Origin of the sequence: Moorena sp. SIO1G6 (genome assembly GCF_010672795.1) — a bacterium.
GTDB classification, from domain to species: Bacteria; Cyanobacteriota; Cyanobacteriia; order Cyanobacteriales; family Coleofasciculaceae; genus Moorena; species Moorena producens.
Genome location: NZ_JAAHFZ010000046.1, coordinates 25,937 through 50,777 on the forward strand (window position 1 = coordinate 25,937; position 24,841 = coordinate 50,777).

22 protein-coding genes and 1 tRNA gene are annotated in these 24,841 nt (G+C 44.3%); 12 read left to right on the plus strand and 11 right to left on the minus strand.

Translation table 11 applies throughout. From position 1 onward, the window contains the following. Window positions 1-158 precede the first annotated feature (158 nt). The 4 genes from F6K63_RS28180 to sufB all read right to left on the minus strand — a co-directional run bounded on the left by F6K63_RS28180 (window position 159) and on the right by sufB (window position 5,332). Window positions 159-1,421 (minus strand): SufS family cysteine desulfurase, encoded by a 1,263-nt coding sequence (locus F6K63_RS28180; protein ID WP_287313757.1) that lies wholly within the window; start codon window positions 1,419-1,421, stop codon window positions 159-161. 17 nt (window positions 1,422-1,438) lie between these two features. Continuing rightward, complete coding sequence (sufD, locus tag F6K63_RS28185; protein WP_287313759.1) at window positions 1,439-2,770, minus strand: Fe-S cluster assembly protein SufD; 1,332 nt, start codon at window positions 2,768-2,770, stop codon at window positions 1,439-1,441. Beyond that, window positions 2,770-3,558 carry a Fe-S cluster assembly ATPase SufC gene (gene sufC / locus F6K63_RS28190; RefSeq protein ID WP_287313761.1) on the minus strand — a complete coding sequence of 263 codons (789 nt, stop codon included), beginning with the start codon at window positions 3,556-3,558 and terminating at the stop codon, window positions 2,770-2,772. The genes sufD and sufC overlap by 1 nt, the downstream gene beginning before the upstream one ends. 334 nt (window positions 3,559-3,892) lie before the next feature. Beyond that, entirely contained in the window at window positions 3,893-5,332 is a 1,440-nt protein-coding gene (gene sufB / locus F6K63_RS28195) for a Fe-S cluster assembly protein SufB (protein ID WP_071104376.1), read from the minus strand. Window positions 5,333-5,723: 391 nt separating this feature from the next. Here sufB and sufR point away from each other — a divergent pair, with 391 nt between their 5' ends. The 3 genes from sufR to F6K63_RS28210 all read left to right on the plus strand — a co-directional run bounded on the left by sufR (window position 5,724) and on the right by F6K63_RS28210 (window position 9,166). Then, complete coding sequence (gene sufR / locus F6K63_RS28200; protein ID WP_287313763.1) at window positions 5,724-6,389, plus strand: iron-sulfur cluster biosynthesis transcriptional regulator SufR; 666 nt, start codon at window positions 5,724-5,726, stop codon at window positions 6,387-6,389. Window positions 6,390-6,766: 377 nt separating this feature from the next. Further along, a complete protein-coding gene (locus tag F6K63_RS28205; RefSeq protein ID WP_044494119.1) occupies window positions 6,767-7,024 on the plus strand; it encodes an NDH complex assembly factor CRR9 in 258 nt (85 codons plus the stop codon). Between the two features lie 1,212 nt (window positions 7,025-8,236). Continuing rightward, window positions 8,237-9,166: a hypothetical protein gene (locus F6K63_RS28210; protein ID WP_008187481.1), complete on the plus strand. Its 930-nt coding sequence runs from the start codon at window positions 8,237-8,239 to the stop codon at window positions 9,164-9,166. 227 nt (window positions 9,167-9,393) lie between these two features. On the opposite strand, the gene F6K63_RS28215 is transcribed toward F6K63_RS28210, so the two are convergent. Continuing rightward, window positions 9,394-11,967 (minus strand): HEAT repeat domain-containing protein, encoded by a 2,574-nt coding sequence (locus F6K63_RS28215; RefSeq protein WP_287313765.1) that lies wholly within the window; start codon window positions 11,965-11,967, stop codon window positions 9,394-9,396. A gap of 1,241 nt (window positions 11,968-13,208) precedes the next feature. Here F6K63_RS28215 and F6K63_RS28220 point away from each other — a divergent pair. The 3 genes from F6K63_RS28220 to acnB all read left to right on the plus strand — a co-directional run bounded on the left by F6K63_RS28220 (window position 13,209) and on the right by acnB (window position 17,090). After that, complete coding sequence (locus F6K63_RS28220; RefSeq protein ID WP_008187474.1) at window positions 13,209-13,391, plus strand: DUF4278 domain-containing protein; 183 nt, start codon at window positions 13,209-13,211, stop codon at window positions 13,389-13,391. 349 nt (window positions 13,392-13,740) lie between these two features. Then, complete coding sequence (pirA, locus tag F6K63_RS28225) at window positions 13,741-14,166, plus strand: arginine synthesis PII-interacting regulator PirA (protein WP_287313767.1); 426 nt, start codon at window positions 13,741-13,743, stop codon at window positions 14,164-14,166. A 314-nt stretch (window positions 14,167-14,480) separates the two neighbouring features. Beyond that, complete coding sequence (acnB, locus tag F6K63_RS28230; protein ID WP_287313769.1) at window positions 14,481-17,090, plus strand: bifunctional aconitate hydratase 2/2-methylisocitrate dehydratase; 2,610 nt, start codon at window positions 14,481-14,483, stop codon at window positions 17,088-17,090. 221 nt (window positions 17,091-17,311) lie between these two features. Here acnB and F6K63_RS28235 read toward each other — a convergent pair whose 3' ends face one another. Beyond that, window positions 17,312-17,572 carry a hypothetical protein gene (locus F6K63_RS28235; protein ID WP_287313771.1) on the minus strand — a complete coding sequence of 87 codons (261 nt, stop codon included), beginning with the start codon at window positions 17,570-17,572 and terminating at the stop codon, window positions 17,312-17,314. A gap of 48 nt (window positions 17,573-17,620) precedes the next feature. Between F6K63_RS28235 and F6K63_RS28240 the strand changes: the two genes are divergently transcribed. From F6K63_RS28240 to F6K63_RS28250, 3 genes are all read left to right on the plus strand, one after another. Then, window positions 17,621-18,133, plus strand: a complete 513-nt coding sequence (locus F6K63_RS28240) for a hypothetical protein (RefSeq protein ID WP_287313773.1) — start codon at window positions 17,621-17,623, stop codon at window positions 18,131-18,133. A 128-nt stretch (window positions 18,134-18,261) separates the two neighbouring features. After that, window positions 18,262-18,588 carry a DUF433 domain-containing protein gene (locus tag F6K63_RS28245; protein ID WP_287313783.1) on the plus strand — a complete coding sequence of 109 codons (327 nt, stop codon included), beginning with the start codon at window positions 18,262-18,264 and terminating at the stop codon, window positions 18,586-18,588. 3 nt (window positions 18,589-18,591) lie between these two features. Continuing rightward, a complete protein-coding gene (locus F6K63_RS28250; protein WP_287313775.1) occupies window positions 18,592-18,933 on the plus strand; it encodes a DUF5615 family PIN-like protein in 342 nt (113 codons plus the stop codon). 114 nt (window positions 18,934-19,047) lie between these two features. Here the strand turns inward: F6K63_RS28250 and F6K63_RS28255 are convergent. Next, window positions 19,048-19,120, minus strand: a tRNA-Phe gene (locus F6K63_RS28255). A 46-nt stretch (window positions 19,121-19,166) separates the two neighbouring features. On the opposite strand from F6K63_RS28255, the gene F6K63_RS28260 reads away from it, so the two are divergent. Both F6K63_RS28260 and F6K63_RS28265 read left to right on the plus strand, forming a co-directional pair. Further along, complete coding sequence (locus F6K63_RS28260; RefSeq protein WP_287313777.1) at window positions 19,167-19,337, plus strand: hypothetical protein; 171 nt, start codon at window positions 19,167-19,169, stop codon at window positions 19,335-19,337. Window positions 19,338-19,370: 33 nt separating this feature from the next. Further along, window positions 19,371-21,023 carry an ABC1 kinase family protein gene (locus tag F6K63_RS28265; protein ID WP_287313779.1) on the plus strand — a complete coding sequence of 551 codons (1,653 nt, stop codon included), beginning with the start codon at window positions 19,371-19,373 and terminating at the stop codon, window positions 21,021-21,023. Window positions 21,024-21,458: 435 nt separating this feature from the next. On the opposite strand, the gene F6K63_RS28270 is transcribed toward F6K63_RS28265, so the two are convergent. The 4 genes from F6K63_RS28270 to F6K63_RS28285 form a co-directional block, all read right to left on the minus strand. Further along, the gene (locus F6K63_RS28270) at window positions 21,459-21,662 is read right to left on the minus strand and encodes a hypothetical protein (RefSeq protein WP_229414381.1); all 204 of its coding nucleotides are present in this window, start codon (window positions 21,660-21,662) and stop codon (window positions 21,459-21,461) included. 442 nt (window positions 21,663-22,104) lie between these two features. Next, the gene (locus F6K63_RS28275; RefSeq protein WP_008181513.1) at window positions 22,105-22,257 is read right to left on the minus strand and encodes a hypothetical protein; all 153 of its coding nucleotides are present in this window, start codon (window positions 22,255-22,257) and stop codon (window positions 22,105-22,107) included. A 39-nt stretch (window positions 22,258-22,296) separates the two neighbouring features. After that, entirely contained in the window at window positions 22,297-23,559 is a 1,263-nt protein-coding gene (locus tag F6K63_RS28280) for an RNA-guided endonuclease InsQ/TnpB family protein (RefSeq protein ID WP_008181511.1), read from the minus strand. 78 nt (window positions 23,560-23,637) lie between these two features. Next, window positions 23,638-24,114, minus strand: a complete 477-nt coding sequence (locus F6K63_RS28285) for an esterase/lipase family protein (protein ID WP_287313781.1) — start codon at window positions 24,112-24,114, stop codon at window positions 23,638-23,640. A 180-nt stretch (window positions 24,115-24,294) separates the two neighbouring features. On the opposite strand from F6K63_RS28285, the gene F6K63_RS28290 reads away from it, so the two are divergent. Beyond that, window positions 24,295-24,468 (plus strand): hypothetical protein, encoded by a 174-nt coding sequence (locus F6K63_RS28290; protein WP_154659717.1) that lies wholly within the window; start codon window positions 24,295-24,297, stop codon window positions 24,466-24,468. Window positions 24,469-24,841: the final 373 nt, after the last annotated feature.

Below are 24,841 nucleotides of genomic sequence, written 5' to 3' on the forward strand. Positions count from 1 at the left end.
TGTTTGAGCCGGTGGTGCGTTACGGGGTGGGCTATTTCAACCCGGGCGTTGAGGCAGAAAATTAGGGCAATCCCACCCCTAACGCACCCTACGCAAAATTTACAAAAGTGAGATACACCCGACGCGGTCCTTGTCGCTCCGTCAGCCACCCTATCTATTCACTCCATAGCACTTCTGAAAAACTCAATTGTTTCTTTCAACGCCACAATAAATCGATCAATCTCTTCAAAAGTATTATAAAAATACAAACTGGCTCGTGCTGTACCAGTTACTCCTAAACGATGGTGCAAGGGTTGAGTACAATGATGTCCAGAACGAATTGCTACACCGTCTTGATCCAACAGGGTAGATACATCACTAGCATCCAATCCTTTAACATTAAATGTTGCTAAGGCTGCCCTACCTTTACCATCTATTGTTGGTTGGGGGCCATACATGATTAGATCGGGAATTTCCTGCAACTGCTTAAACAAATAAGCGGTTAATTCTTCTTCATAGCTATGGATAGTATCCATACCCAAGCCAGTCAAATAGTCTACTGCGGCACCAAGTGCGATCGCTTGAGCAATGGCTGGTGTCCCTGCTTCAAATTTATGGGGTAAATCCCCATAGGTGGAGTGATCCAGAAATACCTCGGCAATCATTTCACCACCACCTAAAAATGGAGGCATGGCTTGGAGTAAGTCTAGTTTTCCATACAGAAAGCCAATCCCGGTGGAAGCACACATTTTATGACCCGATGCCACTAGCCAATCACAATTCATAGCTTGGACATCAATGGGCATATGGGGGATACTTTGGCAAGCATCAATCATTACCCTAGCGCCATAGTTGTGTGCGATCGCAATAATTTCCTCTACCGGATTAATACATCCCAAAGTATTGGAAACATGAACCACACTTACCAGTTTGGTTTTCTCAGAAATCAGCTGTCGGAACTGTTGTAAATCAAAGTCCTGAGTCTCCGTCAATCCCACATACTTTAGTACGGCTCCAGTTTTCTGAGCAATAATTTGCCAAGGCACCAGATTGCTGTGGTGTTCCATAACCGAGAGAATAATTTCATCTCCCTGGCGCAGATTTTCCAAACCCCAGCTGTAAGCTACTAAGTTAATCGCTTCCGAAGCATTGCGGGTAAAGACAATCTCTTGTCGTGACTGGGCATTTACAAAACTAGCTACCTTATCCCGTGCCCCCTCATAACCGTCTGTAGCTCTAGTGCTAAGGGTATGGACACCTCGGTGAACATTAGCATTGTCCATTTCGTAGTAGTGGCGCAGTGCATCCAGTACTGCTACCGGTTTCTGGGCAGTAGCCCCATTATCGAAGTAAATCAGCGGTTTACCGTTAACCTCCTGGTGCAAAATAGGGAAGTCAGCCCGGACTTGATCAGCAATGGTTTTTTCTTGAGTTAAGGTCATCTTACTGTTGAACGTTATTACCGTTCCCGTTTTGAACTTATGACTGTTTCCGAAAGTCTTTGGCGAAGAGAAGCTAGGGGAATTTGATTGATTATTTCTGCTACAAACGCATCAATCAACAGGTTACGGGCATCGGTTTCCTTAAGTCCACGACTTTGCAAATAGAAGACTTCATCCGCTTCCAGCTGACTGACTGTAGCACCGTGGGAACATTTCACATTATCAGCTGTAATCTCCAACTGAGGCTTGGTATCAACTCTAGCCTTGGGCGATAGCAACAAATTGCGATTCAACTGAGCTGCATTGGTCAACTGGGCTGCTTGAGGAACAGAAACCTTACCATTAAACACTGCATGAGCACTACCATCTATAATGCACTTTTGCAGCTGATTACTGATCCCATTGGGATGATTCAACATCACCGCAGTATGAGTATCTGCCAACTGTTGCTCACTAATCGCGGTTAAGCCATTTAGAATCGTTTCGGTCCCCTCACCCATCTGAAACACCTCCAGAGTATGGCGAGACAACTTCCCCCCAAAGGCTACCCCATGGCAACTATAAAAACTATTCCGAGATTGTGCGATCGCACTCTTGCCGACATGGAAAGCCTGATTACTTTCCCCATCAACCCGGATATGAGTCACCCTGGCATTCTCCCCAACCCATACCTCGGTCACGGAATTGGTCAAATAAACACCCTGGGCGCTCGCCTCTTGGCCTTGGCAATACTCTTCAACTAAACTCAGCTGACTACCAGGCTCCGCCACCACCAAACAACGGGGTTGAAACAGCCTAGGCACCCCATCAGCCGTGGAAACAAAAAGCAGATGAATGGGAACCGTCACCTCAGTATTCCTCGGCAACCAGATCACCGCCACATCAGTTAAACCAGCGGTATTGAGCAGGGTAAACACATCGCTTACCCCCTGGTGCTTGCCCAAATAATCAGCAATTCGGCTCTGATACTCTGATGGCAACTCGGCCAAATTCCCGACAAACACCCCTTCAGGCAACCCAGCCACAGAGGATAGCTCAGGGGCATAAATCCCATTGACAAATACTAATTGGCTGTTAACCGCCTCTGGCAAAACTACTGGACTAATATCCAAGGTGCTTGTATCAACAGATACACCAGCCTCAAAGGTCTCCTGCATCAGTGGCGACAAATTCGTAAACCGCCATTCCTCATCTTTAGTGGTGGGAATCGCCAACTCCTGAGCAATCCCCCTAGCGTGGTTACTTAGCTCTTGTAACCAATCCATCTCAACTGGATTATCCTGGCGACATTGCTCTAGCAGTGCCGACAAATAAGAAACCTCCCGTTTTACAGAAACTTCCATAGTCATTAGACACTCACCTCAGCAGTTTCGTCTTCTAGCACCCAGTCATAACCACGGGATTCCAACTCTAGAGCCAACTCCTTGTTACCAGTCCTGAGGATACGACCATCTGCCATTACATGAACAAAATCCGGCTGAATATAATTCAGTAAACGTTGGTAGTGAGTAATCAAAATCATGGCATTCTCAGCACTTGCCAATTGATTCACCCCATTGGCCACAATCTTGAGAGCATCGATATCCAAGCCAGAATCTGTTTCATCCAAAATCCCCAGCTTAGGTTCTAGAAGTGCCATTTGCAGAATCTCATTCCGCTTCTTTTCTCCTCCAGAGAAGCCTTCATTAAGACTACGCTCTAGAAAGCTGGGATTCATTTTAACAATTTCCAGCTTTTCTTCAACTAAATCCTCAAAATCAAATGTATCAATTTCTTCCAATCCCTTGTGCTTGCGACGGGAATTGTAAGCCACCCGCAAGAAATCTAAATTACTGACACCAGGAATTTCCAATGGATACTGAAACGCCAGAAATACCCCAGCCAAAGAGCGTTCCTCCGGCTCCATTTCTAAGAGATTTTGCCCTAAAAAACTTACCTCGCCTCCCGTTACATCATAGGCTGGATGACCTGCTAATACCTTAGACAAAGTACTCTTACCAGAACCATTCGGTCCCATAATCGCGTGGATTTCCCCAGCTTTCACTTCCAGATTCAATCCCTTCAGAATCTGGTTACCATCCACATCTGCCCTCAAATCCCGAACAGACAATATTATTTCACTAGTTTCACTAATCATTTTGACTTGATAATAAATGCTTTATCCCAGAAGTATTGTTATCAGGTTTAAGGTTTAAGGTCATCAGGTTTAAGGTTTAAGGTTATCAGGTTTAAGGTTGAATGTTAGCTGGTGTAATAAATATTAGACCAGGTGGTGCGTTACGGGACGGACTTTCCCAACAGTGGCTACCGATAAAATGAGGGCGAGCCCGTCCCTAACGCACCCTACGCAACTAACTTTCAACAAACTAACCTTCAACCTTCAACCTTCAACCTTCAACCTCCCAACCTTCAACCTGCTAACAACCTGCTAACAACCTGCTAACAACCTGCTAACAACCTGCTAACCTTAGTTATCCGACTGTACCTTCTAGCTTCAGGCTTAAAAGTTTATCTGCTTCGGCAGCAAATTCCATGGGAAGTTCATTGAAGACATCTTTACAGAAGCCACTCACCATCATCGAGATCGCATCTTCTTCTGAAATCCCTCGTTGAGCGAAGAAAAATAGCTGGTCTTCACCGATTTTGGAAGTGGAGGCTTCGTGTTCGACTTTGCCCATGTTGTTCTGGACTTGAATGTAGGGAAACGTATTCGCCTCAGCTGTATCCCCAATCAACATAGAATCACACTGGGAGTAGTTCCGTGCTCCCTTTGCCTTCGGACCAATTTTGACTAGACCCCGGTAGCTATTTTTGGACTTACCAGCAGAAATCCCTTTAGAAATAATCGTGCTGCGAGTATTTTTACCGATATGCACCATCTTGGTACCTGTGTCCGCTTGTTGGAGATTGTTGGTTAGAGCAACAGAGTAGAATTCACCAATGGAATTGTCACCGACTAGAACACAACTGGGATACTTCCAAGTAATAGCAGAACCAGTTTCTACCTGAGTCCAGGAAATCTTCGAGTTGACTCCCTTGCACAATCCCCGCTTGGTAACAAAGTTGTAAATCCCACCTTTACCATTTTTATCCCCAGCGAACCAGTTTTGCACCGTGGAGTATTTAATCTCAGCATTGTCCAGGGCAACCAGTTCCACCACAGCTGCGTGCAGCTGGTTACTATCGTACATCGGTGCAGTGCAGCCTTCTAGGTAACTAACATTGCTGCCTTCTTCCGCCACAATTAGGGTACGCTCGAACTGTCCAGTATCTCCATTATTAATCCGGAAATAGGTGGACAGTTCCATCGGGCATTTGACTCCTTTGGGAATATAGACAAAGGAACCATCACTGAAAACTGCCGAATTGAGAGCAGCAAAGTAATTATCTGCCACAGGAACAACACTACCCAGGTATTTTCTTACTAACTCTGGGTGTTCTTGCAATGCTTCCGAAATCGAGCAGAAAATTACCCCCGACTCAGCCAGCTTGTCTTTGAAGGTAGTGGCGATCGAGACACTATCAAAGATGGCATCCACTGCTACATTAGCCAGCCGCTTTTGCTCAGATAGGGAAATACCTAATTTATCAAAGGTTTCCAGTAAAGCTGGGTCAACTTCATCCAGGCTATTGAGTTTTTCCTTCGTCTGTTTGGGTGCTGAGTAGTAGATAATTTTTTGGTAATCAATGGGAGGATAGGTGACATGGGGCCAGGTTGGCTCGGTCATTTTCTGCCATTGTCGATACGCCTTTAGGCGAAACTCCAGCATGAACTCAGGTTCGTTTTTCTTACCCGAAATCAGACGGATAATATCCTCATTTAGTCCACGAGGAATGGTATCCGCTTCAATATCTGTGACAAAGCCGTACTTATAGGGTTGGTTGACTAATGTCTTGACAGTGGCAGTCATTGATTTAGTGCTCTCTTATCATTAAGGATTCAATAGAGTTACAAACACAGTGATAGTTTGTTCGCCTTTGACTTTCCCGTAGAGTAGGTTGGCAGCTTGGAAGGTTAGAGGTTGTAGACTACGGGTAGCGACTGCATCAAGACAGCGGCTTGCTTTTTTCGTCGGTTACAACTATAATACATAGCTTCCTCATGCCCACGGGGTGTAATCTGGTTACTGGGTGGATTAAAACAACGTTTTTGTTGTTTAACTCTATTGTAGGTTATATTAACAACAAACATGTTGTTAAAGTCAAGGGAATTTAGATTTAATAGAAATAACGGTACCGACAAGCACCAAAGGGAAGCCTGAGTGCCCTTCCCCTGTTACCCAATCCCCAACTCAATCGCCCATGATGCCTACTCAGCAAACTTCCACCAAGCGAGACATCCTACAATATCTCCTCAAACAGGATCGAGCAAGAGCCCAGGAGTTAGCCACAGCCATAGGGGTTAGCCCCCAAGCTATTCGACGTCATCTCAAAGAATTGGAGGCAGAAGGGCTAATTAATTACAAAGCTGTTCAAAGTGGTATGGGGCGTCCTCAACATATCTATCACCTCTCTGACAAAGGACGCGATCGCTTTCCCCATCATTACGGAGAGTTTTCCGTTTCCCTGCTCGATACCATGACAGAAACCTTGGGTCGAGAACAGACTAGCACGATTCTACAAAAGCAATGGCAACGTAAAGCTCAAGAATACCGGGAGTGTATCGGGAATGGTACAGTGCGAGAGCGAGTAGCCAAGTTGGTAGAACTGCGTAGACTAGAAGGTTATATGGCAGAGTGGCACACCCCAGAATCAGGTAATTTAAATAATGGCGTTAGGGAGCAGTATATTTTAACCGAATACAATTGTGCTATTTCCAACGTTGCCGAATCTTACCCCAGTGTCTGTGGTCATGAATTGGAAATGTTTGCCGCCGTATTGCCAGATTGTACCGTGGAGCGTACTCACTGGCTTAATAATGGAGAGCATCAGTGCGGCTATTTAATCAAAGGGCGACTAAATAAGTGACATGCCAATAACATAAGCCTGTAAGCTATCAGCTAAAGGCCTTTGGCCACGCTTTCGGCAAAGCCGACGCTTCGCGAACGCGAACAGCCGTCAGCCGTCAGCCGTCAGCTAATCAACGGTCGGTAGTAAGGAATCTGGGGGGTGCTGCTAGAGCTAATTGAATATCCCTGCTCGTTTTACTCATCCGACCCCGGGCAGTTAAAGCGCCTGCTAGCACCTCAAGTAGCGTGCGCATAAGCTGATAGCTGATAGCTGATAGCTGATAGCTGATAGCTGATAGCTGATAGCTGATAGCTGATAGCTGATAGCTGATAGCTGATAGCTGATAGCTGATAGCTGATAGCTTACAAATTATGTAGTAAACCTTGAAAACCCTTATGGCTGATTCCCAGCAATCCTCAATCCAATTCTTAACTCCGGAAGAATCCGCTGATGTAGACCAAGCATTGCTCTCTTCCCCAGAGAAATTTTTAACTCGTTTAACTATTTCCTCCCTCAGACTGTTGAAGCATATTTCACAAGATACTGGGGTGCCCATGGAAGAGTTGACCCATCAGCAGATCATCGATTGGTTTGAGAAGGACAGTAAGATTCGGCGAGAACAAGGGGTAGAAGCCGCTTTTTTGAAATGGTAAGCCAATAAACAGGTAATATTGTCCCCTTCACTAATTATTACTTGCAGTTGGTAAGTGATAGTTGGTAGTTGGTAAGTAAGCATTCAGCTCTCAGCATTCAGCCGTCAGCGGTCAGGTGTCAGCAGACGTAACATAGATTAAACCAATGCTTACCTGTTTTCTTAAAAAGTACCTCAAGTAGCGTGGGCATAAGCTATCAGCTAATGCGCTTCGCGCAGCGTGCGCGTAGCGCATTAGCTGATAGCTTACCTTGGTAGTTGGTAATTGGTAGTTAACGATTCTCCATCACCAACTATCCAGGGATTATGTTGGATGTGATTCACTGGACTTGATATAATCGGTTAATTATTGACAGTTTACTGCATAGTACTGTTAACAAACAAACCTCAACAAAACCTAATCAAAAATCAGCAATTTAGAGCTGATTTATAAAATAAATATTAATTTTTTTTGGGGTGCGTTAATAAATCGTAACGCACTTATTTAATCTAGTGCTTTTGGGGCTAATTTTAGTTTTGTCACTAGTCAAAACTTACCAATGGTGTAGCTATCAAGCGCCCTACAGCCATTTAATCCTTTACTTTATAAATGACGGTTTAGAGGATTTTGGGTAAAATTATTGATCAAGATCACATAGATGCGTTGTCCTAAATCACAGTCTTGCGTGATCTAAACCGATGAAATGGATATAAGTTACCGCTAGCATTCTTAGGTCAGCTGTTAATACTCAAGGAAACGGTGCATCATGAATACTCAAAAAATTCGCTTCGCAGCCATCACGATTTTAGATATCGCTCTATTGTTCACAGTCCCCATCATTATCCAATTATTCTCAAAAATTCCTTAAGTCCAAGGAAGTATGTCTTAGGAATGATCAATGATGTATCGGCACATAATATAGCGTTTCCAAATGAGATGTAAAACTAAGAGGTGTTTTTTGATTTTTAAATAAAACTCTGGATCTCTTTATCCTATTGCCTTTTGCCTATTGTAGGCAAGCAAATTACTGCCATACCTGTGTTTACAACTCATATAAAAACGCTATCAGCACATAGTTTTGCATTAATCGTTTTTCGAGTACAAGCCCCTAACACCTAGCATGGGGTAATTCATTATTAATCATTCATCTTCATCATTCCCTGATCACTGTCGAGACCGGTGGCATTCCTAGTTCAGTTAATTTTAGATATAAAATAAATCTGAAAATGATCAATGAAAGTAATCAATAAATTTCAAAATCTGGTCTTGACCGGAATAATAGTGAGTGTGGGGTTGTGGGCAATACCAGTATCAGCACAAGTGGAGGATGAGCAAGTCAACGATCTTGTAGAAGCACTGCGGCTTTCGGCACCACCCAATCGCCGGAATGATGGCATGTACAGCGACTGGCAAGTAAAACCTGCCATTATCCCTAGCTGGACATCTCAATGTGCAGGACAGGCAATGACACCTGCACAATTTGAAGCCGACCCGACCACAGCACGTAGTGTGGTGGCTTGTATCATCAGACGGGAACTAGAGATTGAATTTAGAGATAGTGGCAACAATGAAATGATTGCTGTTCGCCGTACCGCCTGTTGGTGGATGACAGGAAAACCCTCTGGCTGCAACAGTGGCGCAACTGCTGACTATGTCCAGAGAGTACTCGGCTTTTATCAGCAGCCCCATAGGTCAACACCAGTATTCGCACAAGTAGAGGATCAGCAAGTCAACACTCTTGATCCGCAAGTCAACCCTCTTGATCCGCAAGTCAACGCTCTTGTAGAAGCACTGCGGCTTTCGGCACCACCCAATCGCCCGAATGATGGCATGTACAGTGACTGGCAAGTTTTACCGGGGATTATCCCTAGCTGGACATCCCAATGTGCAGGACAGGCAATGACACCTGCACAATTTGAAGCCGACCCGACCACAGCACGCAGTGTGGTGGCTTGTATCATCAGACGGGAACTGGATATTGAATTGACAGATAGTGGCAACAATGAAATGATTGCTGTTCGCCGTACCGCCTGTTGGTGGATGACAGGAAAACCCTCTGGCTGCAACAGTGGCGCAACTGCTGACTATGTCCAGAGAGTACTCGGCTTTTATCAGCAGCATAGGTCCAGTCAAGCAGTAGTGCCACTAGCCTGGAAATTCTAGTCGCTGTTCACCCTTAACCTTCAGGCTTCTTAGAATTGAGAATTGAGAATTTAGAATTTAGAATTTAGAATTTAGAATTGAGAATTGAGAATTTAGAATTCTACATTCTGCATTCTGCCTTCTACATTCTACATTCTTCATTCTACATTCTTCATTCTTCATTCTTCATTCTTCATTCTTCATTCTGCATTCTGCATTCTGACCAACAACCTTCAACCTTCAAGCCTTCATGCTGCTTGTCGGGACAACAACAGTTGAACAAAGTTATCACTAACTGTATGGTCTTTAGTATTCGCTGCGTATTGAATTAAGGTTTCCCGCAAGCGCCAAGCAGCATCCCAAGGCAGTAAGGTTGCCAAGAGGAAGTACACGCCGCGAAACCTAGGGTCACTGATCTGCTTGTTTGGCAAATCATTTCCTTCACCTAGGAACGTCTGCACGATGAAAAAGTCCTGGATTTTGTCGTGGCGGAAATACCATTCTTTTCGATCATTGCCTGCATGGTCAACAAATAGACGGCAAAATACCATTTTGTGGCGTTCCATGCAAATCAGTTCTTCAAACCATTTGTCAGCTGGTATCGCTACCTCATCTTGCAAGCGCATCTGGTAAACTGTCTCAGCAAATGCCTCTAGGGGAAATTGTCTGAGATAGAGTTGTTCATACTCCTGAGCCATATATTGATACTGCTGTTGCTGCAAATTCAGCAAGTCTGGTTTCTGCCCATGGGCTATCATCTGAGCCACTATGGTCAGGTCCATCGGGTTGGACAGCATCCGACGCACAGTTCTCTGTTCTTCTTCTGATTGGTACTGAGGTAAAACGGTGTCAATATACTTTTCGCAGGCTTGTTTGTACTTTATACCCGAGATGGGAGCATCTGGGGGCATAATTTTATAGCGCGATAGTAAAAATTTCTCAATCTGCTTAGGTTTCAATGGTTGCAGTACATAGGTCGTAGCGCAAGAGGGGGTCTGCCACTCCATGGATTGGGTCCCTATGATAATATTGCCCTTGAAGTAACTTTCCACAAAACTGGTAATCAAGGCTCGTGTGTCTGGAGTGACTTCATTGAGTCCATCAATACAGATATCAATGGCATCACTGTAAATCAGGTCTCGCAAGAAACCAGAGTCTTGGGCGAATCCATGAAGTTTTGCTTGAATCGCTTCGATCACGCCATTAGCGCATTTCTCTGCAGGTAAATAGACGATGATTCGCTTAGATGATTTCACTAAGTGGCGTAGAAACATGGATTTCCCTAATCCTGATTCTCCTTCCAGGACAATGGGTAATTCCAGATCTGGTATTGCTTCTTGAATGGGTTGGGTTATATTTTTTCCCTTCCGCTCGACTTCCAAGTTAGGAAAGTAAGCTTGCTCATCAAAGTTTTCTAAATCCGCATCTGACAGCAAGGATTCCTGGAAGGGCGCAAATAACTTGGAGCGTAGAAAGGGAATCCAAGTTAGGGCTATGCCCACATACCCCAGTCCAAAAAACTTCCGCACCCAGGGATTCCAAAAGAAGATAGCTTGGACTTGGGGGGATTTGGGATAAAGCAGTATCAGTCCCAACCAAAATAGCATATGAGTTAGCCAGATAATCACCCCTTCCCTAAAAATTTTCTGATAACTACGAGAGTCCTGTTCTTCCTGGAGATCATAAAGACCACCACGAACGCTTTCTATCCATCTATCCTGGAAAATTTTCTCCGTGTCTTGCTCTAGCCTTTGGATAACTGTTTCAAATTCCAGTATCGATTGTTCCAATTGCACTTTGGTGAGCTGCTTCTTCTGTTTACCAAGCTTAGAAGCAATTTCGACAAGGGCAGAGGCGGCGGAATCGTGAACATCGATCGATTCATCTGTCAACAAGACTTCTATTAGGTTAGGCACAGCCTGAATCCCTTCCGTTCCCATCTTTCCTAAAGCAGAGGCAGCATAATAACGAACATAGACTGAGCTATCCTTAAGCAACTCAATTAATAGAGGCAAAGCATCCTTAGCTGGCTCTCCAATTTCCCCTAGTACCTCGGTAGCGCGAATCCGGATCAGGATAGATTTATCCTTCCTGAGTCGCTCAATCAGCTGGGGAGCAACATCTTTGGTTTTCTCGGCAATCTGCTCTAGGGCATTGACGCTAGTTATGCGAACCAACAAGGATGTTTCATCCTTTAGGGCTTCAATCAGGTAAGGTACAGCTGACTTGGCTGCCTCTTTTTTATTCCCTAGGGCATAAGCAGCGTTAGCACGAACCTCAGCAGATTTATCATTCCTCAAGGCTTCAATTAGGTGAGGTACAGCCTTATTGGCTTTCTTGCCTAAGTTGCCTAGAGCATAAGCACCATTGGCACGAACTTCAGCAGATTTATCCTTAAGTGCATCAATCAGATCAGGGATAGCTTCATAAGATGCTTCTCCCATCAATCCCAGAGCAGAAGCAGCTTTGGAACGAACTGTCGCCGAGTCATCGTTCCTTAGGGCTTTAATCAACCCAGGGACAGCTTGATACGCTTCCTCTCCCATACTCCACAGAGCAACAGCAGCTCCCTCCCGAACTGCAGCAGATTTATCTGTCTTCAGGGCTTCAATCAGTAAATAGACAGATTTTGAACCACATTGGACTATTGCTTGTTTAGCGGTTGTATTCTCTATATCGTCGAATTTGGCGATATTAGTCTTAATCTCTGCTTGAGTACACCCTTGAGCTAAGGCAGGACTACAGGGCAGCAGTAGCAATGAGCAGCCCAGTAAAAACACCTTGAGCACTGAGGAAGTGGGTTGTTTGATGCACCTAATCATAGAAGTTCTCCAAGGTTTCGTGAGTATAGATACAAGCAATCTCTTCACAAATCCAGTTTTATCTCTCTGAGGGGCTATAAAAGTACCCTTGGGGGTACTCTTGAGGATTCCCCACTCCCTGATATAGCGCTACGCTTAGCGTCAGAAGTTAGAAGTCAGAAGTCAAAGGTGCGCTTTCCGTAGGCGAATTAAATTCGCCACGGGTCGCACCTAAAAGTAAGCTATGACTTACGTTTCGGAGTTTAGGAGCGATGCAGCGCGGTCTTGGGGAGGCAGCGCGGTCTTGGGGAGGCAGCGCGGTCTTGGGGGTCCCCCGGAGACGAAACCTTAGACAGTTGAGCCTTTATGGTTGGTAGGTTATGCAAAAAAGGGTTAAAACTTATTGATTAAGGCTCAACTGTCTTACGGTAACTTCAAACCATGAGCGACTGCCGTGGTTCCCCCCATGAGCGACTGCCGTGGTTTCCCCCATGAGCGACTGCATCAAGACAATGTCCTAACAGTAGCGCGTAGTGCTATATCCAGTCCGGTCGCCTAGGTATTAAGTCTTAGGTATTAAGTTTTAGGTAAGCTATCAGCTATCAGCCATCAGCTATCAGCTATCAGCTATCAGCTATCAGCTATCAGCTATCAGCTAAAGGCTGACTGCTGTTCGCGTAGCGTGCGCGTAGGGCATATGTTTACAGTTTTAAATATTAAGTTTTAGGACGATTAAGTTTTAGAAATATTAATTCTTAGGTATTAATTCTTAGGTATTAATTCTTAGGTATTAATTCTTGAGTATTAGGGACAAGAGGCGTAGTTGAAGGCTTCTTTGCTTTCCGAAGACTTAGCAAACTTTGTCAAAATCCCCTTATTCTAAATGTTTAGAGCCTCATGCCTAAAATCTAGAGCCTAGAGCCTAGAGTGTATAACCTTAACCATCGGAAAGGATCTGATTTGTTTTTTTTCTTAACATTTGACTTTTGTCGAAAAAAGTGTCAAAATAGATACAGAAATAAAAATTGGAATTGAATAAGCATTGAGGTCTCTGTCGGATCAGTGGCTCTCCACTCAGATATCCTGAAGTAGATAAGCCGTAGAGAACCCAAGAAAGTGATACCTAGGGCAAGCTTGCCTAACCCTTAGACAGAATTCCTCACCTGGCCAACCAACTTATTAAACAATTCCTGGCCAAGCAACTTATTAAGCAATTCCATTAAGTAATTCGATTAAGCAATCCAATCGGAGGTATTCGAGCAATGAAACTTTCTTACCGAGGTGTCAGTTATCAAAGTGAACCATCTACCCTAGAAGTATCTGAAGGTGAAATTGGTGGCACTTACCGGGGTCATAGCTGGAAAGTTCACCGAATTAAGCATAATCCTTGGCGTAAATCACCCGCTAACATGACCTATCGTGGTGTTACCTATAAAAGAGGGTAGCTATTAGTATCACTAGTTTTGTTTGAGTCAAAAAGTGCTGAGGTAAGCATATGCGCTACGCGCAGGCTACGCCAACAGCTATCAGCTATCAGCTGATGGGCTTTTTCCCAGACTTTCAATTTTAAATTTTTCACTAAAGCTGTTTGACCTGGTGGGTGGAATGGCCATCTTGGTGGAAGGGGCAAGATGCTTATTCCACAAAACTCTTCAAACCATTCCATTATTAAGCAACATCGGATTTTAAGCTAACAGCCTTCAGCTGTCAGCTGTTAGCTTACATTAAAAGCACTCAAGACTATTGAAAAAAGTGGTCTGATATTATTATTAGTCAATCGGAGGGGTAATAGATATGAAACTTAGGTATCGTGGTGTAAGTTACGACGCTGAACCCTCTTTACTAGAAGTGAGAGAGGGTGAAATTGGTGGCACTTATCGGGCTCAGAATTGGAGAGTTCACTATCCCAGACACATGCCTGAACCCCCACCAGTAAATCATCTGAAATGGCGTGGTGTTTCCTACTGCACTGGTAATGCAACTGTAACTAATTCTGATGTAACTAATTCTCAACCAGTGGCTAAATCGATTTCTACTGTGGCTGCAAAGACATCGATTGCTCGCCACCGGCTGCAAAAAGTCTTGAATGAGAGCAGAAAAGCGCATCTGGCTACTATGCGCCAAACTTTGGAACATCGTCTAGAGGTAGCTAAAGCTAACGGTGATCAGAATCTGGTCAGGCTTCTAGAAGAGGAGTCAAAGCAGATGCAACCTATCTAGTGAGTTAACACAGATACTCTCACAAGTCTGGTGACGAGTCAGTTTGGGATTATCGCCAACCCCAGCCATTGCGATATAGATTGACCAAACCTTATTCAAACTTTTTCACGTATCCACAACTCTCTAACACAAGACAGAGCGATCCACAGCGATCGCTTTTTTGATGCTTTGATTTTTCATGCTTTGATGACTTGCGACACTCTGGTAGGGCAATATTTGTAACAAATTTGACACTCCCCGGTCATTAGACGCGGGGATTCTTGAAACCTATTATTATTGGTCATACATGAAGCCCGCGCACAGGTAAATCTATCATGCTGAAATCTTATCGTGAACACCTAGCTGAACGGGGAGCTCAAGGAATTCCTCCCCTACCCCTAAGTGCTGAGCAAACATCCCAACTTTGTGAACTGCTGCAAAATCCACCAGCTGGGGAAGAAGAAGCATTAATGGCTATGTTACGCGATCGCATTCCCCCTGGAGTTGATGAAGCAGCTTATGTCAAAGCCGGGTTTTTAACTGCGATCGCAAAAGCAGAACTCACTAGTCCTCTGATTTACCCCCAGGGTGCTGTAGACCTCTTGGGTACTATGGTCGGAGGCTACAATGTCCAATCCTTGGTTGAGTTACTCCAGTCTGATCAAACCACCTTAGCAGCCGAAGCCGCTACTGCCCTAAGTAAGACATTACTTGTCTTTGATGCGTTCAATGATGTTCTAGAAATTTCCGATGTCAATCCTTACGCCAAGCAAGTCATCGATGCTTGGGCCAATGCTGCGTGGTTCATCCAGCGTCCCAAACTCCCCGAAGCAGTTACTGTAACTGTATTTAAGGTACCTGGAGAAACCAATACCGATGACTTATCCCCCGCCACTCACGCCACCACTCGCCCAGATATTCCGTTACACGCCTTGGCCATGTTGGAATCTCGGATAGAGTCGGGTTTAGAAACTATTGCTAAATTAAAAGAAAATGGGTACCCTGTGGCTTATGTTGGGGATGTTGTTGGTACTGGTTCATCCCGGAAATCGGCAATTAATTCCTTACTTTGGCATATTGGTGAAGATATCCCCTATGTTCCTAATAAACGGGCTGGGGGATATATCTTAGGTGGCAAAATTGCCCCGATCTTCTTCAACACGGCTGAAGATTCTGGTGCATTGCCCATTGAGTGCGATGTTTCAACAATGGAAACTGGGGATGTGATTACCATCCATCCCTACAAGGGTGAAATCACTAACCAAGCTGGGGAAGTTATTTCCACCTTTACCCTCAAACCCGATACCATCCTCGATGAAGTCCGTGCTGGTGGACGGATTCCGTTACTGATTGGGCGATCGCTTACGGATAAAACCCGGGAAGCCTTGGGATTAGAACCGAGTCCCCTGTTTGCCCGTCCAACCATGCCAGAAGATACAGGCAAAGGCTTCACCTTAGCCCAGAAAATGGTCGGTAAAGCCTGTGGCTTACCCGGTGTTCGTCCAGGTAGCTCTTGCGAACCGATCATGACTACAGTTGGTTCCCAAGATACCACAGGACCCATGACTAGGGATGAATTGAAAGAACTGGCTTGTCTTGGTTTCAGTGCGGACTTAGTCATGCAAAGCTTCTGCCATACTGCTGCTTATCCCAAGCCCGTTGATGTCAAAGTCCATAAAAAATTGCCCGACTTCTTTGCCTCTCGTGCTGGTGTAGCCTTGCGTCCTGGGGATGGCATTATCCACTCTTGGTTGAACCGGATGTTATTACCTGATACCGTAGGCACTGGTGGAGACTCTCACACCCGTTTCCCCCTAGGCATTTCCTTCCCCGCCGGTTCCGGATTAGTCGCCTTTGGTGCTGCTTTGGGAGTCATGCCCTTAGATATGCCCGAATCTGTGTTAGTGCGGTTCAAAGGTGAATTGCAGCCAGGGGTAACATTGCGCGATATTGTCAATGCTATTCCCTATGTAGCTATTCAAAAAGGATTGCTGACAGTAGAGAAGAAGAATAAGAAAAATGTCTTCTCGGGACGGATTATGGAAATAGAAGGATTGCCCGATTTGAAAGTTGAGCAAGCCTTTGAACTTACTGACGCTACTGCGGAACGGTCTTGTTCTGGCTGTACCATTAAGCTCGGAGTAGAAACAGTATCTGAGTATTTGCGTTCCAATATCGCCCTACTGAAAAATATGGTAGGGCGAGGCTATCAAGATGCCCGTACGATCATGCGTCGAGTGGCCAAGATGGAAGAATGGTTGGCAAATCCGGTACTGATGGCAGCGGACAAGGATGCAGAGTATGCTGAAATTATCGAGATTGACTTGAATGAAATCACTGAGCCAATTGTAGCGGCTCCCAATGACCCAGATAATGTAAAATTGTTGTCTGAAGTCGCAAGCGATCGCATCGATGAAGTATTCATTGGGTCTTGCATGACCAATATTGGACATTACCGTGCTGCAGCCAAAGTCCTAGAAGGGGAACCCCCTGTTAGCACTCGGTTGTGGATTTGTCCCCCTACCCGGATGGATGAGAAACAACTCAAAGAAGAAGGGGTTTACGGTATCTTTGGCATAGCTGGTGCCCGGACTGAAATGCCTGGATGTTCCCTGTGCATGGGAAATCAAGCTCGGGTTGCTGATAAAGCCACAGTATTCTCCACCTCTACTCGTAATTTTAATAATCGTATGGGTAAAGGTGCCCAAGTCTACTTGGGTTCTGCTGAATTAGCAGCAGCTTGTGCCTTATTAGGTCGGATTCCCAGTGCTGAAGAGTATCAGTCAATTGTAGCCGAGAAAATTAATCCCTTTGCTAGTGATTTGTATAAGTATTTGAACTTTGATAAAATCGCTGGATTTGAAGATGAAGGGCGAGTGATTCCTATCGAAGAAATGCCCAAGATTGAAGATATTTTGGGCATCCCAGCGGGAACGCTCAAGTAGATTAGTTTTAGTTTAGCTTAGCTGAGTTTTCGGGTGAGCTGTTAGGTTCACCCGATTATTTCTATTACTTAAGCTATCAACATTCAGCATTCAGCATTCAGCATTCAGCATTTAGCATTCAGCATTCAGCATATGCTTAGATGGGCTTTTATCCATACTTTCAATTTTCATTAATCTCGAACTATTAAATTCGACCGTTTGCGCATTGCGCATTGCCCACGCTAAGAGGTTGTCTGAGAAGTCTCATTTGCTACATCCAAGCCCCCTAAATCCCCCAATTCTGGGGGACTTTTAGAAGCAAATTGACTCTTCCCCCAAAGTTGGGGGGTCAGGGGGGCAAAATTCAGTATCAAAAAACTTTTCAGATATCCTCTAAGGGAACGCCCTACCTTAGGCGAATGAGGTTTATTTTCAGCTGACTGCTGACCGCTGACGGCTGACTGCTGACATTGAGCGCAATGAGGTAGCCTAGTAGATGGCACGTTTTTACGCAGTAAAAGTTAGGCCAGGTAAAAATCCTGATAACAACAATGCTTGACTTAACGAAAATCCAATCCATTGCTGAATCGTATTCTCCCCAAGAACTATTTGCTGCTTTGGTTTTGCAGCGACGATTCAATGAGTTTGATGGCCCAGAAGTTATTACTGACCTTTCCAAGCACAGAGATTTATGGGCAAGCTTTCTGTTTACCAAACCAGTCTTTGCACCAGATGAAAATGGCTTAAGTTTTGGTGGTCTGGTAGATACCCTGCTGGCAATGGCAAACTATCGTCCAATGCCAGATAGCAGCATTATTCATTTTGTGGCCTATCCAGCAGATACCTTATACATACTTGCAGAAAATCAAGATACTAAAGTTTCCCAACTAATAGATTTGGGTAAAAAATGGCGAGCTGACTCGGTAGAGGTAACTGATGGCACCAATGAAGAGTACAGTTACCGACTCAAACGCCGATTGAGATATCGATATGAAGGAGCATTATGGGGAGACGATATTCAACGTGATCGGGATGCGGTTGTTGTTTGCTATTGGTGGGATTGAACTGTATTTAAGCATTCAGCTATCAGCCACACAAGATTTTGCCTCGATTCCCGATTCCCGATTCCCGATTCCCGATTTCTGGTACAATTATAAATATAGCTTTCCCGCGCATCAAAGGATTGACATCCGTGGTACTTAAAGACTTAGAGCAACAACTTCTTGCCCTTAGCCCTAGTGAAAAAGTGCAGGTTATTCAGTTACTCGCTCAAAGTCTCACAAACAATTGGCAAGGAATTGAGAAAAACCCTAGAGTTTGTGGGGGGGAAGCTTGTATTGCCAATACTCGTATTCCCGTCTGGTTACTTGTAGAAGCTCGTCGTATTGGATACAGTGATGGTGACCTTTTAACAAGTTATCCAACAATTACAGCTGCTGATTTAGCGAATGCTTGGGTATACGCAAAAGCTCACCCCGATGAAATCGAAATAGCGATTGAGCGCAATGAGGTAGCCTAGTAGATGGCACGTTTTTACGCAGATGAGCAGTTCCCTTTTCCTGTAGTAGGATTATTACGCACTTTGGGGCATGATGTTCTGACTGTACAAGAAGCAGGTAATGCAGATAGAGGTACACCTGATAATGAAGTCCTCGCATTTGCCATTAGCCAAGAACGCTCAGTTTTGACTATCAACAGAGATGATTTTATCCGCTTGCATCGCCGGAACTCTGACCATTTCGGGATTGTTGTTTGTACCAATAATCGCAATTGGAAACAGTTTGCAGCACGGATAGATGAAGCTGTAAAAGTAGAGCAAACTTTGCAAGGCAAACTAATTCGTGTAGTACGTCCTGCTAGCTAAGGTTAGTTATGCTACAAATATGTAGCATTATCTGGTTTGTTTCAGCCTAAAGCAAAACACTAAATTAATGTATCAACAATAATAGCCTTGCTTCGGTGGGGGTTTCATAATGTATGCCAGGAGGCGGACTTGAACCGCCGACACGAGGATTTTCAGTCCTCTGCTCTACCAGCTGAGCTATCCCGGCTTGCTTTTTTTGACGCCTTATTAAGGCTAACAAATCTAGTCTGGATTTGCAAGTAGATCAGAAAATTTTTTTTTGCGATCCAGCTTCAATTTTTGTCTACTGTCCCCTGCTCCCGATTCCCGATTCCCGATTCCCGTTCCCCTCCTGGGAGGGGTTAGGGGTGGGTTCCGATTCCCGATTCCCGATTCCCGATTCCCCACTTTGCCGCGAAGTCTAGGATATAACCAAATCACTCAACCACCCTCAGCCAATGTTTTCCCTAACTCAAACCAGTACCCGCCAGCGAGAAATCCTAGAAGTTGTCTTCCGAAACGGTTGGGATTACATGCGAGGACTCCTATCGGGCAACAAAAATAATGACGAACCTCAACTCCCCCCTCCCGCTGTCCTTCGTAACATCTTAATCAATTTAGGTCCGGTGTACGTTAAGTTAGGACAACTGCTGTCTACCCGTCCCGACCTATTACCAGGAGCCTATGTTGAAGTCCTGACTGACTTGCAAGCGAATGTACCAGCAGTAGCCTGGAGTGAAATAGAAAGCCTGCTACAGCAAGAACTAGCCAAGCCAATCTCAGAAACCTTTACTACCATCAATCCCCAAGCTATTGCTGCTGGTTCCATTGGTCAAGTCCATCGCGCTACCCTCAAAAATGGTCAAGAGGTGGCTCTGAAAGTGCAACGTCCTGGGATTGACCAGATAGTTGCCCAAGATATTGCTATCATTAGAGGCTTAGCGGAGTTAGTCTCTCTGACGGAATTTGGTAAGACTTACGATATCGTTGCCATAGCCGATGAATTTGTTACTGCCCTAGAAGCAGAACTGGATTTTACCCAAGAAGCTAACTATACCGATAAACTCCGCAGTAATCTATCCAATAGCCGCTGGTTCGATTCCCACCAATTAGTTATACCAAAGATTTACTGGGATTTGACCAGCCAAAAGCTACTTACCATTGAGTGGCTGGAAGGGGCACCTCTGCTATCGGCGCAATTATCACAAACTCAAGAGGGCAAAGATACCCAGACCCAGCGACGGGAAATTACCACCCTGTTATTTCGGGCTTTTTTCCAGCAGGTTTACATCGATGGCTTCTTCCATGCTGACCCCCATCCCGGAAACATATTTTATCTGAGGGATGGTCGCGTCGCTTTATTAGACTGTGGGATGATTGGACGCTTAGACCCCCGCAGCCAACAGATTTTGACGGAAATGCTCTTAGCAATTGTAGATTTAGATGGCAAGCGATGTGCTCAGTTAACCCTACAACTATCTGAAGCCGGTGAGTCGGTCAATTTATCTGGCCTGGAAAATGACTATGACCGCATGCTGCGCAAGTATTACAACCGAAGCCTCTCCAAAATCAACTTTAGTGAAGTGTTTTATGAGATACTGCAAGTCTCGCGCAATAATAAAATCCGCTTACCCGGTAATATGGGTTTATATGCCAAAACCCTAGCTAACTTGGAAGGGGTTACCCGTGGATTTTATCCTGACATTAACCTGCTCGACCAAATCAAACCCCTGATTACGGAAGTGTTTCGGCGTCAACTCCTGGGAGATGATCCCTTACAAACCCTTCTGAGAACTATTTTAGATCTCAAAAGCCTGTCATTGCGATCGCCTTCTCAAATCGAATTATTTTTAAACCGGGTTAGTTCCGAAACCCTGAAGTGGAATATTACCGTCCCAGAGCTAGACAAACTACGTTACAGTATCGATGATTCCGCTAATCGACTTTCCTTCAGTATTGTAGTCGGTTCCCTGATTATCGGTGCAGCAATTGTGGCCTCAGGAAGCCAAACTCCCCAGATGTTAGTGGTTACTAATATCCTGTTTGCTGCTGCTAGTTTTTTAGGATTGTGGCTGATTGTCAGTATTTTGCGTTCGGGACGGTTACGATGATTTGATAAGGGAGTAGGGAATCGGGAATCGGGAATCGGGAATCGGGAATCGGGAATCGGGAATCGGGAGCATTCAGCTATCAGCTTGTAGGGTGGGCAAAAACATTTTGGTTCTTTTGATTATTCTAGATTAGATTACTTTGCCCACCCTACTTTAATTGGTATTTTTTTTTACTATGGCTGACGGCTGACAGCTATCAGCTATCAGCTTGTAGGGTGGGCAAAAACATTTTGGTTCTTTTGATTATTCTAGATTAGATTACTTTGCCCACCCTACTTTAATTGCTATTTTTTTGTACACACAAGTCTTTGATCCCCCCTAACCCCCCTTAAAAAAGGGGGGAATTAGATTCAAAAGTCCCCCGAGCGAGCAATCCCTCGCTCGGGGGATTTAGGGGGATCTGAACCAGGGATTCAAGCCACTAAAATTTACCGCTTACAAATCCTGTAATTTTCCTTCGGATTTAGCTGTCATTGCCTCCTCAAGTAAGAAGTCTAACTTCCCATCGGCGATATCAGCTTCAAGCTGTTTATCCCAGAGTAACCAGTCTTTTTCAGCAAACCACTCTCTCAAGCGCACGAAATCTTCCTTAGAGAGAGCCTCAATTTCAGCTTGAATCTTTTCTACTTTTGTCATCATAAAAAAATGACTGCAATCCTAGTGATTAAATCTCTATAGTCTAGCATAAAAATTAACTTGCTCTAGGCTAGATTTTTTAGCTTGTAGGGTGGGCAAAAACAGTTTGGCTATGCGTGAGTATTGATAGATTATATTACTTTGCCCACCCTACTTTAATTGCTATTTTTTTGTACTGCTTAGAGTAGAGTAATGCCAGATTGTTGAGAGATTTGGCAACAGATGGGTGTTGTTGACCTAGGAGTTTTTTCAACATCTCCCGGACAGCCCCAATACTTCGAGCAAGCGTATCACTCGCCGATACTAACCTACTGGCATGGCCGTTTCTCCGAAGTAAAAAGAGTGCCTTTGCTCATTTCAGTTATGTTTATTCTACAACAAGATACTGGCTATTCCGGAAAGTTTGTTAGCTAACCTCAAGGGTGTTGAACCCTTGACCATTCGGTCACGCTGCGCGAACGGTTAGCTGTGGGGGATTATCCCCCGAACCCCCTTTTTTGGTGAGATTTAAGAATCGCTCTAACCAGGGTAATGCCTGGTTATAAGCCCCTTGACCTTGGTAAAACCAACCTAGACCCTGGAAAGGTTTGTTTGACATCCTCCCCCCACATAGCGCCATCTTGCTATGCTCGATGTCTTAGTGGGGGATTCCTAACTCTCGCGAATTAGGTTTTCTGCTTCGTCTCGTGCCAACTAGAGTATCGTGACCAATACTCCCCGTCGCTTCCAATCCACAGACATTTTCTAGCACGCTATGCCCTAGCGCACTTACTCCACGATTCCTAATTTCTTGGCTAGCTGCTACATCCCGTGTAGTTGTATATCCACAATCAAAGCAATGCTGAAAACGAATATCTAGAGTTTTCTTTCCTGTATGTGCGCCACAGTTAGGACAAATCTGAGAAGTCCCATCCTTATTGACTTTGGCAAAATATACGCCACGACGAAAACAGACCCACTTTAATATATTTACAAACTGACCGAATCCAGCATCGACACTGTGTTTTGAAAGCATCCCTCTTTGCCATGAGACAAAGTTGATATCTTCTAAAAATATCATGCCAGCACCATCACACAAATGATGAGCCAGCTTAAAATGCCAATCTTTACGAGTCTCAGATATTTGCTGATGTAGTCTAGCTATTTTCTGGTTTAACTTGTGCCGATTATTCGAGCCTTTTTGTTTGTTCTTTAGCCTACGTTGTAGCAATTTCAGCTTACGTTGTAGGGTTTTCAGAAATCTAGGTCGCTTAATCTCTTCGCCATCACTGGTAGCAACAAACTTGTCAAAGCCCAAATCCACACCTCGCGGATGACCGTGAGGCATGGGATTAGGAACGTCAACATTTAGTTTAAGTGATAGCATCACAAAGTAACCAGATGCCTTTTTAACTACTCTTGCTTGTTTGACTTCAAACCCAAAGGGAATAGGTCTAGATTGTCGCCATTTCACCCATCCCAGTTTGGGAATCTTAATAGCATCATTTCTGATCGGGTTTTTCCCTAACTGTGGAAAAACAAAAGAACGCATCCGATACTTATTTTTAAACCGTGGGAAACCAAAACCCCTAGCCTTCATATCATCCCAAGCTCTATCTAAGGTTCTTAATGTTTGCTGTAGAACTTGAGAGTGAACTAATTTGAGTTGAGGATAGACTTTCTTAGCTTCGGTTAACTGTTTGGCTTGCAAATGGTAGTTAGGAAATGGTTCGTTAGCAGGAATGATGTATTCATAATGAATCGAACAAGCATTTATAGACGACTTACGAGATGCACACCAATCTTTACGCTGTCTAAGGGCGAAGTTCCAAACCGATCGACATATATCTAGCGTTTGCTCGATAGTAGCAATCTGTTCGGTATTTGGTTCTAGCTTGTATTCGTAGGTCATTGTTAGCATACAAGTATTATACCTGACACAGGTTATAATGCTGTGTCAGGATTTAATGTATTTGAGGTGCGACCCGAAGGCGCTTTCCTAGGCCGGGTTCCCCGGCCTAGGAAAGCGCCCAAAGACCGAACCAGAATGAGGGGTAGACAGGAAAACAATTCCCCTCGTCCCAGATGCGATCGCTTCCCATTTGCCAAAGTCCCTAGCACTGCGCAGCATCTGTTTAACCAGCAGTCCCCCCATACTGTGAGTAACGAAAATTATTGGGCGATCGCCTATCTCATAACTATCCAGTAGATCTAAACTATTAGTCGCCCGGTCTACCAGAGGCATAGAATTACCCTTCCATCTAAACGGTTGTACCTCATAAGCCAGGGACCAAATTCCCACATCTGATAAATCTTCCCCCAGCCAAGCAGGCCAAAAATTATCATCATCTCGCCGTTCTTGCGGGTGCCAAGTACTTAGCGCATCACCCCCGAGTCCATGGACAAAAATGACATCCCCACGGCGAGAGGGGTTCTGAGTACCAGAAATTTCAATTAAATCGTTACGATCACTCACAGACTAGCTCTCCAGGAATAAAGGTCATTGAGATTATTATTGAGATGCTTCGTGACCCTGATCCTCAGCTAGGGTGCTGGCATCGGAACAATTGACACCGATGGGGTTAATCGCCATACCCTTACCACATCTTGCTATTGCATAGATTAGCTACTGATTGAGTCGAGAGAAATCCAGAAAGTGCCAATAAATTCTCTGTCTACCCCATATTCCGCCACGCCCTACTCCCTGTTCCCAGATCCGCTGTTCCCTGTTCCCTATTCCTCTATTTTTATCCGGATAAAAAAAATACTTATTTTTCCTCTGTGGGGCTTGAAAGTCGAGTGTCAGACTTTAACTATGGCGGCATCTTGAGGTACCATTCAAATAATGGTATTGTTATAGATGCTAAACTAGGTACCGGTGAAGAAGGATTTGATGCTAGAGTCCAAGCAGGGGCTCAGTTCAAATTTTAATAGTAAGGTATTAAAGATTAGTTAATTGCAAGGTTGAAAGTTGTTCGCGTAGCGTGGCCAATAGGCCAAGGTTGCAGGTTAGCAGGTTGAAGGTTAAAGGTTGAATCTTGGATTCTAAATTCTAAATTCTAAATTCTAAATTCTAAATTCTAAATTCTAAATTCTAAATTCTAAATTCTAAATTCTAAATTCTAAATTCTAAATTCTAAATTCTAAATTCTAAATTCTAAATTCTAAATTCTAAATTCTAAATTCTAAATTCTAAATTCTAC

Coding starts and splice junctions, on each gene's coding strand:
- F6K63_RS28265 (WP_287313779.1), top strand. CDS start 19,371: ATGTTTTCCCTAACTCAAACCAGTACCCGCCAGCGAGAAATCCTAGAA.
- F6K63_RS28250 (WP_287313775.1), top strand. CDS start 18,592: ATGGCACGTTTTTACGCAGATGAGCAGTTCCCTTTTCCTGTAGTAGGA.
- sufC (WP_287313761.1), bottom strand. CDS start 3,558: ATGATTAGTGAAACTAGTGAAATAATATTGTCTGTTCGGGATTTGAGG.
- F6K63_RS28215 (WP_287313765.1), bottom strand. CDS start 11,967: ATGATTAGGTGCATCAAACAACCCACTTCCTCAGTGCTCAAGGTGTTT.
- acnB (WP_287313769.1), top strand. CDS start 14,481: ATGCTGAAATCTTATCGTGAACACCTAGCTGAACGGGGAGCTCAAGGA.
- pirA (WP_287313767.1), top strand. CDS start 13,741: ATGAAACTTAGGTATCGTGGTGTAAGTTACGACGCTGAACCCTCTTTA.
- F6K63_RS28205 (WP_044494119.1), top strand. CDS start 6,767: ATGGCTGATTCCCAGCAATCCTCAATCCAATTCTTAACTCCGGAAGAA.
- sufD (WP_287313759.1), bottom strand. CDS start 2,770: ATGACTATGGAAGTTTCTGTAAAACGGGAGGTTTCTTATTTGTCGGCA.
- sufB (WP_071104376.1), bottom strand. CDS start 5,332: ATGACTGCCACTGTCAAGACATTAGTCAACCAACCCTATAAGTACGGC.
- F6K63_RS28220 (WP_008187474.1), top strand. CDS start 13,209: ATGAAACTTTCTTACCGAGGTGTCAGTTATCAAAGTGAACCATCTACC.
- F6K63_RS28280 (WP_008181511.1), bottom strand. CDS start 23,559: ATGCTAACAATGACCTACGAATACAAGCTAGAACCAAATACCGAACAG.
- F6K63_RS28275 (WP_008181513.1), bottom strand. CDS start 22,257: ATGTCAAACAAACCTTTCCAGGGTCTAGGTTGGTTTTACCAAGGTCAA.
- F6K63_RS28210 (WP_008187481.1), top strand. CDS start 8,237: ATGAAAGTAATCAATAAATTTCAAAATCTGGTCTTGACCGGAATAATA.
- F6K63_RS28240 (WP_287313773.1), top strand. CDS start 17,621: ATGCTTGACTTAACGAAAATCCAATCCATTGCTGAATCGTATTCTCCC.
- sufR (WP_287313763.1), top strand. CDS start 5,724: ATGATGCCTACTCAGCAAACTTCCACCAAGCGAGACATCCTACAATAT.
- F6K63_RS28180 (WP_287313757.1), bottom strand. CDS start 1,421: ATGACCTTAACTCAAGAAAAAACCATTGCTGATCAAGTCCGGGCTGAC.
- F6K63_RS28270 (WP_229414381.1), bottom strand. CDS start 21,662: ATGATGACAAAAGTAGAAAAGATTCAAGCTGAAATTGAGGCTCTCTCT.